The sequence below is a fragment of the Intrasporangium calvum genome (assembly GCF_028446585.1).
Lineage (GTDB): Bacteria > Actinomycetota > Actinomycetes > Actinomycetales > Dermatophilaceae > Intrasporangium > Intrasporangium calvum_A.
In genome coordinates this window covers 1-9,538 of record NZ_JAPFQL010000111.1, presented here as the reverse complement: position 1 = coordinate 9,538, position 9,538 = coordinate 1, and the positions used below count along the sequence as shown (strand labels likewise).

General features: G+C 71.6%; 8 protein-coding genes. 3 read left to right on the top strand and 5 right to left on the bottom strand.

The genetic code is table 11. The features are described from left to right. Positions 1–40 precede the first annotated feature (40 nt). Genes idi through OO014_RS17950 form a run of 4 tightly spaced genes read right to left on the bottom strand, consistent with a single transcriptional unit; the run spans position 41 to position 3,303 of the window. The gene (idi, locus tag OO014_RS17965; protein ID WP_272463696.1) at positions 41–622 is read right to left on the bottom strand and encodes an isopentenyl-diphosphate Delta-isomerase; all 582 of its coding nucleotides are present in this window, start codon (positions 620–622) and stop codon (positions 41–43) included. Then, positions 619–1,686, bottom strand: coding sequence for an NAD(P)/FAD-dependent oxidoreductase (locus OO014_RS17960; protein ID WP_272463695.1), 1,068 nt, complete (start codon positions 1,684–1,686; stop codon positions 619–621). Before OO014_RS17960 ends, idi begins: the two co-directional genes overlap by 4 nt. After that, the gene (locus OO014_RS17955) at positions 1,683–2,216 is read right to left on the bottom strand and encodes an isoprenylcysteine carboxyl methyltransferase family protein (protein WP_272463698.1); all 534 of its coding nucleotides are present in this window, start codon (positions 2,214–2,216) and stop codon (positions 1,683–1,685) included. The genes OO014_RS17960 and OO014_RS17955 overlap by 4 nt, the downstream gene beginning before the upstream one ends. Positions 2,217–2,226: 10 nt before the next feature. Continuing rightward, positions 2,227–3,303 (bottom strand): type III polyketide synthase, encoded by a 1,077-nt coding sequence (locus OO014_RS17950; RefSeq protein ID WP_272463694.1) that lies wholly within the window; start codon positions 3,301–3,303, stop codon positions 2,227–2,229. Positions 3,304–3,380: 77 nt separating this feature from the next. Here OO014_RS17950 and OO014_RS17945 point away from each other — a divergent pair, with 77 nt between their 5' ends. After that, the gene (locus OO014_RS17945) at positions 3,381–4,193 is read left to right on the top strand and encodes a UbiA family prenyltransferase (RefSeq protein ID WP_272463693.1); all 813 of its coding nucleotides are present in this window, start codon (positions 3,381–3,383) and stop codon (positions 4,191–4,193) included. A 67-nt stretch (positions 4,194–4,260) separates the two neighbouring features. Continuing rightward, a complete protein-coding gene (locus OO014_RS19330) occupies positions 4,261–6,441 on the top strand; it encodes an ATP-dependent DNA ligase (protein WP_334685059.1) in 2,181 nt (726 codons plus the stop codon). Between the two features lie 6 nt (positions 6,442–6,447). Here the strand turns inward: OO014_RS19330 and OO014_RS17930 are convergent, their stop codons facing one another. Then, complete coding sequence (locus OO014_RS17930) at positions 6,448–7,224, bottom strand: inositol monophosphatase family protein (RefSeq protein WP_272463692.1); 777 nt, start codon at positions 7,222–7,224, stop codon at positions 6,448–6,450. 159 nt (positions 7,225–7,383) lie between these two features. Between OO014_RS17930 and OO014_RS17925 the strand changes: the two genes are divergently transcribed. Next, positions 7,384–9,538 (top strand): immune inhibitor A domain-containing protein (locus OO014_RS17925; RefSeq protein WP_272463691.1); only part of this gene is annotated, 2,155 nt, incomplete at its 3' end.

The window sequence follows — 9,538 nt, the reverse complement described above, 5'->3', positions numbered from 1 at the left end:
GATACGCGGTGACGACCTCTCGGTCGACCGAGCAACAGGGTCAGTCTCGCGGCAGTGCAGGGGGGAGCTCGGCGGGGTCGGCCGTGGGCCAGGCCTCGGGATCACTCCCCAGCCGCACCAGCTCCGCCACCTGCTCGCCGCACCAGACGGAGACCTCACGCCGGCCCTCGAGGACCTCGTCGGCGAACTGCGCCCAGTCGACCCACCCGACGTCGGCCACCTCGGCCGGGTGGGGCGACGGGTCGCCGTCGACCCGCCCCACGAGGACCGGGCAGAGCTCCCACTCCACGACCCCGTCCAGCTCGGCGCGGTAGGCAAACCGGGGCAGCACGACCCGCAGGTCGGTCACCGCGAGACCGAGCTCGGTGGCCACCCGCCGACGCACGGCATCACCGAGGCGCTCGCCCGGTCCGGGGTGCCCGCACGCGGAGTTGGTCCAGACGCTCGGAAAGGTGGCCTTGTCGTGCGCGCGCTGGGTGAGCAGCAGCTCGCCACGCTCGTTGAACACGTAGGCCGAGAAGGCGAGATGAAGGGGCGTCTGCGCGTGATGAACGCTGGCCTTGGGGGCGGTGCCGATGGCCTGCCCGTCCGGGGACAGGAGGACGACGAGCTCCTCGGTCACGGCACCGGTCTCGCGAGCTCGTTCACGGCGACCCTGAAGGCTGCCGGGAGCGCTGCGGCCGCCGGCACGAGGAGCCGGCGACCGAGGGCCGGCCGGGTGACCTGGACGAGGCTGCGGGTCATCAGGGCGTAGCGCCGGGTGGCCGCGCGCCAGGACCGCTCGTAGGAGTGCGGGTCGGCAGCCCCGATGGCCGCGACGGCGGCGCGGGCGTGGGCCAGCCCCAAGGAGATTCCCTCGCCCGTGAGGGCGTCGACATAACCACTGGCATCGCCCGCTAGCAGGACCCGGCCGGCCACCCGCCGGCTGGTGCGCTGGTGCAGCGGCCCGGCACCGCGCAGCGACGTCACGACGGACGCTGCTCCCAGCCGGTCATGCAGCTCGGGGAAGCCGGCCAGCGGGTCCGGGTCGACGGGGCGTTGGTGACTCAGGACGGCCACCCCGACGAGGTCATCGGCCACAGGGGTGACGTAGGCCTCGGCCTGCGGGCCCCAGTGCACCTCGACGTGGTCGCTCCACGGACGGGCCGCGTAGTGCTGGCGCAGGCCGTAGCGCTTCTCGGACTTCCCCGTGGCCCGGTCCAGGCCGAGGTATCGGCGGGTCGGCGAGTGCAGACCGTCGGCCGCGACCACCCATGGCGCGGTGAGCGTCGGCCCCGGTGCTCCCGCGGCCTCGGTGCGGACCGTGGCTCTCTGATCGTCCTGGGTCAGACCCGCTGCCCCGAACGGGAGCACCCGGATGCCCGCGGCAGCGACCGCGTCGAGGAGCGCGCCGTGCAGGACGGTGCGGCGGATGCCACGCCCCGGCCCAGCAGCGAACTCTGCCTCGGCGGCTCGGCCTCCGGCCAGGTAACGGATGCCGCGCAGGGTGTGCCCCGGCGGGTCGACCCCGAGGTCGATGAGCGCTTGCAGACCACCCGGCATGAGTCCCTCGCCGCAGGCCTTGTCGATGACACCGGTCCGCGGCTCCAGGACCACCGCGGCCAGGCCCGCGCGGGTCGCATAGAGCGCCGTCGCCAGGCCGACCGGCCCGCCCCCGACGACGATGAGGTCCACTGGGTCGGTCATGACGGCATCGCCAGCTCCTGCAGGGCGTCGTTCTCGACGCGGATCCGACGCGTGAGCAACGCTGCGTTGGCGACGGTGAAGACGATGGCAGTGACCCAGGCGCTGTGGACGAGGGGAAGTGCGAGGCCCTCGGCGACGACGGCCACGTAGTTGGGGTGCGGGAGGAACCGATACGGTCCGCGCCGCACGAGCGGCAGGCCCGGCACCACGATGACGCGGGTGTTCCACTGCGTGCCGAGCGTCGCGATGCACCACCAGCGCAGGGCCTGCGCGGCGACGACCAGCGCGAGCATGCTCCAGCCGAGAGCCGGGACGAAGGGTCGGTCCGCGAGCCACACCTCGGCGACCGCTCCGGCGAGGAGACCCGTGTGCAGCACGACCATCGCCGGGTAGTGCCCCTGCCCCCGCTCCACGCCCCCGCGCGAGAACGCCCACGCAGCATGTCGTTTCGACACGACGAGCTCCGCGACCCGCTCGAGACCCACGAGCAGCACGAGGCCGGTGAAGAGCCAGAGGGAGAGGTCGGTCATCGCCACGGCCTCAGTCTGCGGCGCGCAGGAGCACGAGCTCGAGGCAGAAGCCGGGACCCATCGCGAGAAGCACGCCCCACGAACCGGGCTCGGGCGTGTGGTCGCGGAGCGTGTCGGCGAGGACGTGCAGGACCGAGGCCGAGCTGAGGTTGCCGATCCGGTCGAGGGAGCGCCACGTCACCCCAAGGGCCTCGCGCTCGACCTCCAGCGCCTCCTGCATCGCGTCGAGCACCTTGGGGCCGCCGGGGTGCGCGACCCACCACCCGATGTCGGAACGGTCGAGGTCGTGGTCCGCGAGGAAGCGGTCGACATCGCCTCGGACGTTGGCGCGGACGAGGTCCGGGACCTCGGCGCCGAGGACGATCCGCAGGCCGGTCGCCCCGACGTCCCAGCCCATGGCGCGCTCCGTGTCGGCATAGAGGCGACTGCGTGTCGCCACGACCCGCGGCTGGTCGGCAGCACCCGCGTGCTCCGCGGCACGGCCCTCGCCGACCAGCACGACGGCGGCCGCCCCGTCGCCGAACAGCCCGCTGGCGACGAGGTTGGCCACGGATGAGTCGTCCCGTTGCACGGTGAGGCTGCACAGCTCGACGGAGAGCAGGACGGCCACGTCGTGCGGATGGCCCAGGAGGTAGTCGTGAACCCGTGCGATACCCGCCGCCCCGGCCACGCAACCGAGGCCCACGAGCGGCAGCCGCTTGATGTCCTCGCGCAGACCGATCGCACCGGCGATGCGGGCCTCGAGCGAGGGCACGGCGAGGCCGGTGATCGTCGTGGACACGATGAGGTCGACATCGCCCGGGTGGAGCCCGGCAGCGGCGAGCGCCTTCGTCACGGCGGTGCCACCGAGGTCGGTGGCCACCCGGATGAACTCGTCGTTTGCCTCGCCGAAGTCGGCGAGCTGCCAGTAGCGCTCCAACGGAAGCGCCAGATGGCGCTGGCTGACGCCGGCGTTGGCATGCAACCGCTCGAGCAGGGCGCGGTCCGAGCCGGTCGAGCCGAGCACGTCGGCGAAGGCGGCGGTGATCTCGGCCTGCGCATACGGGTGCTCCGGCAGGACGCCCTGGACGGCCGCGAGGTGGCTCACGCGGTCAGCCTAAGCGCAGATCCTGGGATCTCCTCCTCCCTCGCTCCGTCGGACGCGCCCTCCCCTACGCTCGAGGCGTGTCGATCACTGGCGTGGCCCGCGGTCTGGCACTAGCCTCCCATCCGGGTCCGACCGTGGCCGTCACGTCCTTCACCGCGCTGCTGGCCGCCTCGGCTGGGCACACCCCGGCAAGGGCCGTCCTCGTGACGGCGGCCGTGTTCACCGGCCAGCTCTCCATCGGCTGGTCCAACGACCTCGTCGACGCCGCCCGCGACCGGGCTGTCGCCCGCTCCGACAAGCCCCTCGTGCAGGGCGTCCTTCCGGACGGTGCCCTCCGCGCCGCGACGGTCGTCGCCCTGGTGGCCTGTGTGGCGCTCTCCCTGGCGTGCGGGCTCGCATCGGCGGCCGTCCACCTGCTGCTCGGCGTCGCGTCCGGCTGGGCCTACAACCTCTACTTCAAGCGGACCGCACTCTCGCCCCTGCCCTACGCGGTCGCCTTCGCGGCGCTCCCGGCGGTCGTGACACTGGCCCTGCCCGCCCCCGCGTGGCCTCCCGCCTGGGTGATGGCCACCGGTGCGCTCCTCGGCACCGGCGCCCACCTGCTCAACACGCTGCCTGACCTCGCGGCCGATGAGGCGACCGGCGTCCGCGGGCTCCCCCACCGCCTCGGGGCCGAGGCCGTGCGGCTCCTCGCGCCGGCGGTGTTGCTCGCCGGTTCGGTGGTGGCGGGATTCGGCCGGGGGCTCGACGCGGTGGGTGGTGCGTTGCTGGCCATCTGTGTGGCGCTCGCGGTCGTGGCCGTGCGGGCCCGCGGCAAGGTGCCGTTCCTCGCCGCCATCGGCATCGCCCTCGCCAACGTCGTCAGCCTGGTCCTCGCCCAGCCCCGTTGAGCGGCGGGGCGGGAGGGCGCGGACGTCGCTTCCGTGGGGTGTCAGCCCAGCGGCATACGATCGACCGGTGAGCGCCAAGGCAGCGGTGATCGAGGTCCCCGGCCCGCACGGCACGGTCCGCGAGGTGCGGATCTCGAGCCCGGACCGGGTGCTCTGGCCCGCGGCGGGGATGGCAGACGGCCAACCCGTGACCAAGCTCGACCTCGCCAGATACATTCTGGCGGTGGGCGATCCGCTGCTTCAGGCCCTCGGCGACCGACCGGTCACGCTCCAGCGCTTCCCCGAGGGGATCGAGGGCGAGGAGTTCTTCAGCAAGAACCCACCCAAGGGCGTGCCGGAGTTCACCCGCACTGTCATGTGCACCTACCCGAGCGGTCGCAAGCACCTCCAGCTCGTCATCGACGAGGTCGCGAGCGCCATGTGGGCCGTGCAGATGAATGCCATCACCTTCCACCCGTGGCCGGTGCGCACGGCCAATGTCGACAACCCCGACGAGCTGCGGATCGACCTGGACCCGCAGCCCGGGCGCGCCTTCCGCGACGCCGTGCAGGCGGCCTTCGCGTTGCGCGAGGTGATGGCCGAGATCGGGCTGACGGCGTGGGCCAAGACGTCGGGCAACCGGGGCGTCCACGTCTACGCCCGCATCGCGCCGACGCACGAGTTCCTTGACGTGCGGCATGGTGTCATCGGCATCGCCCGTGAGCTGGAGCGCCGCCTCCCGGACCTCGTCACCACCTCGTGGTGGAAGGAGGAGCGGGGAGAGCGCGTCTTCGTCGACTTCAACCAGGCGTGCCGTGACCGGACCATCGCCTCCGCCTACTCACCCCGGCCCCTGCCCGGCGCACCGGTCTCCACGCCAGTCACCTGGGAGGAGCTGCGCGACACCGACCCCAGGGCGCTCACCGTCCGCACCGTCCCGGCGCTGATCGCCGAGCGTGGTGACGCGTGGGCAGGCACTGACGACGCCATCGGCGACGTTGCAGCAGCGATCGCCCTGTGGGACAAGGACGTCGAGCGCGGTCTCGGCGAGCTGAACTTCCCGCCCGACTACCCGAAGATGCCCGGCGAGCCCCCTCGGGTCCAACCGAGCAAGCGCCGGCAGGACAAGGCGGACGCCGACTACATGGCCCCCAAGGCCGACCGCGACGCCGAGCTGCGCGCGCTCTGGGGTCCGGTCGTGCCGCCCTACCCGCCGATGCTCGCCAAGGCGGTCAAGGGCTTCGCGGCGGTCAAGGGCGAGGTGGTCTACGAGCCGAAGTGGGACGGCTTCCGGTCGATCATCTTCCGCTCCGGCGACGAGGTCGAGATCGGCAGCCGCAACGAGAAGCCGATGACCCGCTACTTCCCCGAGATCGTCGAGGCCGTCAAGGCGAGCTTCCCCGAGCGGGCCGTCATCGACGGCGAGATCATCCTCATCGACCCGGCCGAGGGCAACCGCCTCGACTTCGAGCTGCTCCAGCAGCGGATCCATCCCGCAGCGTCGCGGGTCCGCAAGCTGTCGGCCGAGACGCCGGCGAGCTTCGTCGCCTTCGACCTGCTCGCCCTCGGCGACGAGGACCTCACGGGGCGGCCCTTCGCCGAGCGCCGGACCGCATTGGAGAAGGCACTGGCCGGCGCCGAGCCGCCGATCCACCTCACCGCGATGACGACCGACCGCGACGTCGCCGAGGTCTGGTTCGAGCAGTTCGAGGGAGCGGGCCTCGACGGCGTCATCGCCAAGCCGGTCGACGCCACCTACCAGCCGGACAAGCGGCTGATGTTCAAGATCAAGCACGAGCGCACCGCCGACTGCGTCGTGGCGGGCTACCGCACCCACAAGACCGACGCCAGGGCGATCGGGTCGCTGCTCCTGGGCCTCTATGACGACGAGGGCAGCCTCGCGAGCGTCGGAGTCATCGGCGCCCTGCCCATGGCGCGTCGGCGCGAGCTCTACGAAGAGCTCCAGCCGCTCGTCGCCGAGTGGGACGAGCACCCCTGGAACTGGGCCAGGCCCGAGGAGGGCGTTCGCACCCCGCGCAGCTCCGAGTTCTCCCGGTGGAACAACCAGAAGGACCTGTCCTTCACGCCGCTTCGCCCCGAGCGGGTCGTCGAGGTCCGCTACGACCACATGGAGGGCACCCGCTTCCGCCACACGGCCCAGTTCGTCCGGTGGCGGCCGGACCGCACCCCCGAGTCGTGCACCTTCGCGCAGCTCGAGGAGCCGGTCGGCTTCGACCTCGCCGACGTGCTTGCCGCCGGCCGCGACTGACCAGCTTCAGCCTGCTGCGACAGCGCGCCAGACGATGTCGTATGCCGCTGGGCTGGCGGCGGCGACCAGGCCGGGGGCCGCGATGTCGCGCGCTTCGTAGGGCTGGCCGTCCGTGCGGCCGACGACCCCGCCGGCCTCCCGGACGAGGAGCGCCCCGGGCACGTGGTCCCAGGGGCGGGTCGAGCCGTAGACGATGTAGTCGGTCTCCCCCTCGACGAGCTTGGGGTAGTCGATGCCGCACGACACCCAGGTCAAGGTGAGGGGCGTCAGCCCGCCGAATCCCTTGCCGATCCACGTGCGGCGCGAGGTGCGACCGGTGAGAGTGGCCTCGTCCGGGGCTGCACGATGCAGCCGCTCGCCGTTGCGGTAGGCACCGGCGCCCCGCTCTGCGACGTAGGCCAGACCGTGCTGCGGCTGCCAGATCCACGCTCGGACGCCCACTCCGTCGCGGACCTCGCTGACCATGACGGCGTGGTCCGGGGACCCGTGGACGAAGTTCTTCGTCCCGTCGACCGGGTCGACCGTGAAGGCGTGGTCGGCCCGGGCGTAGGCCTCGAGGAGGAGACCTTGAGCGGCGTGCGCCTCCTCTCCGAGGACCACCGCGTCGGGATAGGAGGCGTTCAGAGCGCGCGTGATGAGGACCTCGGCCTCGTGGTCGGCCACGGTGACGAGATCGCCCGGGTTCTTCTCGTGCACCTCGCCGCTCGCGAGGGCGCGGAACCGCGGGTTGATGACTTCCTCGGCGACGTCCTGGAGCAGTTTCAGCACGGCGTCGGTGTCCACGGCCCCAACCTAACTGCGCGCTGGTCGCGGGAGCGAGCCCAGCGGCATACGGCCCCTCCGGAAAGCGCAACCAAAAGGTGACGTTCTTACGCCCCTCAGGCCCCCACGACGTGGAATCTTCGCTCTGGCTCTGCCACCACCGCAAGGAAGAAGGGAAACGTGAAGAAACTCGCCACGGCCTCGCTCGTGGGTTCTGCCGTCGCCGCGCTGATCGCGACCGCCGGTGCACCCGCAGGCGCGGCCACGCCGTCCGTCGCGGGCGCTGCCCTCGGTGTGACGCCCACCGCGGCCGCCGCCACGACCGGCGGCGAACGCATCCCGGCCGCCCGTCCCGACAACCGGCCCGGCCCGCTGACGAAGACGTGGATCACCCAGCGCCAGGAGGCGATCTCGCTCGTCGCCCAGGGCAAGGCGAAGGCCAGCTCCGATGGCGTCGTCGAGCTCGCCGACGACAAGTTCGCCGAGGTCAGCACCGTGAAGACGGACAAGATCCTCACCATGCTCGCCGAGTTCGGTGACCTGAGCGTCGGCCGCTACGGCACGACGCCCGGCCCGCTGCACAACGAGATCGCCGAGCCGGACCGCACGGTCAACAACTCGAACTACTGGCAGTCGGACTTCAGCAAGGCGTACTACGAGAACTTCTTCAACGGCGCCGGCGAGTCGATGAAGAGCTACTACGAGGCCCTGTCCAACGGCCAGTACTCCGTCGTCAACACGGTCGAGGACTGGGTCAAGGTCCCCTACAACGCCTCGTACTACGGCGACAACGCCGTCGAGGACAACGGCGGCTCGTGGCGCTTCATCGAGGACACCGGCAACGCGTGGTGGGACGCCCAGATCGCCGCCGGCAAGACGCCGGCCGAGATCGACGCCTACCTGTCCGAGTTCGACGTGTGGGACCGCTACGACCACGACAACGACGGCGAGTTCGACGAGGCCGACGGCTACATCGACCACTTCCAGGCCGTGCACGCGGGCATGGGTGAGGACGCCGGCGGCGGCGCCCAGGGCGCCGACGCGATCTGGTCGCACCGCTGGTACGTCAACGGCAACGACTTCGGCGTCACGGGCCCGACCCTCGCCGACGGGGCGAACCTCATGGGTGGCGCCCGCATCGGCGAGTCGAAGTACTGGCTCGGCGACTACACGACGGAGCCCGAGAACGGCGGCCTCGGCGTCTTCGCGCACGAGTTCGGCCACGACCTCGGCCTGCCCGACTACTACGACACGGGCGGCGGCGAGAACTCGACGGCGTTCTGGACGCTGATGAGCTCCGGCTCGTGGCTCGGCCACGGCGCCGTCGACGGCAACGGCATCGGCACCCTGCCCGGCCTGATGGGTCCGGAGGAGAAGCTCTTCCTCGGCTGGCTCGACCACTCGACGGTCGACCTCGGCAGCAAGGGCACCTTCACGCTGAACCCGGCGCAGCTGCAGGTCGACGGCAAGGACCAGGCCGTCCGGGTCAACCTGCCGGCCAAGGACGCCACGGTGCACTACACGACGCCAAACGGCGGTCACGCGTGGTGGACCGGCAGCGCCGACGGCCTCAACGACACCCTGACCCGCGCCGTCCCGGCCGCCTCGCGCGTGACCATCACCGCCAAGGCCTGGTATGACATCGAGGCGGGCTACGACTACCTCTACGGCGAGTACTCCCTCGACGGCGGCGCCACCTGGAAGCGCACGGGCCGTCCGATCGACGGGTCGTCCTCCGGACGCTGGGCGGGCCTGCGCTACTCCTACACCGCGAACGGCGCGCCGTCGCTCTTCCGGTTCCGCTACCAGACGGACGGCGGGGTGCACCTGCCGGGCGCGTTCGTCGACGACATCACCATCAAGGCCGGCACGACCGTCGTCGACGACGTCGAGTCGGGCGTGGGTGACTGGACCGCGACGGGTGAGTGGCAGATCAGCACCGGAACCGTCGGTGGCACCTTCGAGCAGTACTACCTCGTCGAGAACCGGGAGTACGTCGGCTACGACGTCGGCCTCGCGCACGGTCCCTACCAGTTCAGCAAGGGCCTGACCGCTCCGGACTGGGTGGAGTTCTTCACGTTCCAGAACGGCATGCTCGTCTGGTACGTCGACGACTCCTACGAGGACAACAACGTCTCCGCGCACGCGGGCGGCGGTGCCGCGATGGTCGTCGACGCACGGCCGACGCCGTTCACCTACCCGGACGGCACCCGCCCGAGCAACCGGCGCCAGCCGTTCGACGCGACCTTCGGGCTCGAGTCGACGGAGGCGACGTGCCTGCACAAGGAGGTCAGCGTCGGCCACGGCCCGTCGGCCACGGTCGAGTCGCTCGCCG

What these genes read in the sequence shown, in the direction of transcription:
- OO014_RS17960 (WP_272463695.1), bottom strand. Translation starts at nt 1,686, where the DNA reads ATGACCGACCCAGTGGACCTCATCGTCGTCGGGGGCGGGCCGGTCGGC.
- OO014_RS17955 (WP_272463698.1), bottom strand. Translation starts at nt 2,216, where the DNA reads ATGACCGACCTCTCCCTCTGGCTCTTCACCGGCCTCGTGCTGCTCGTG.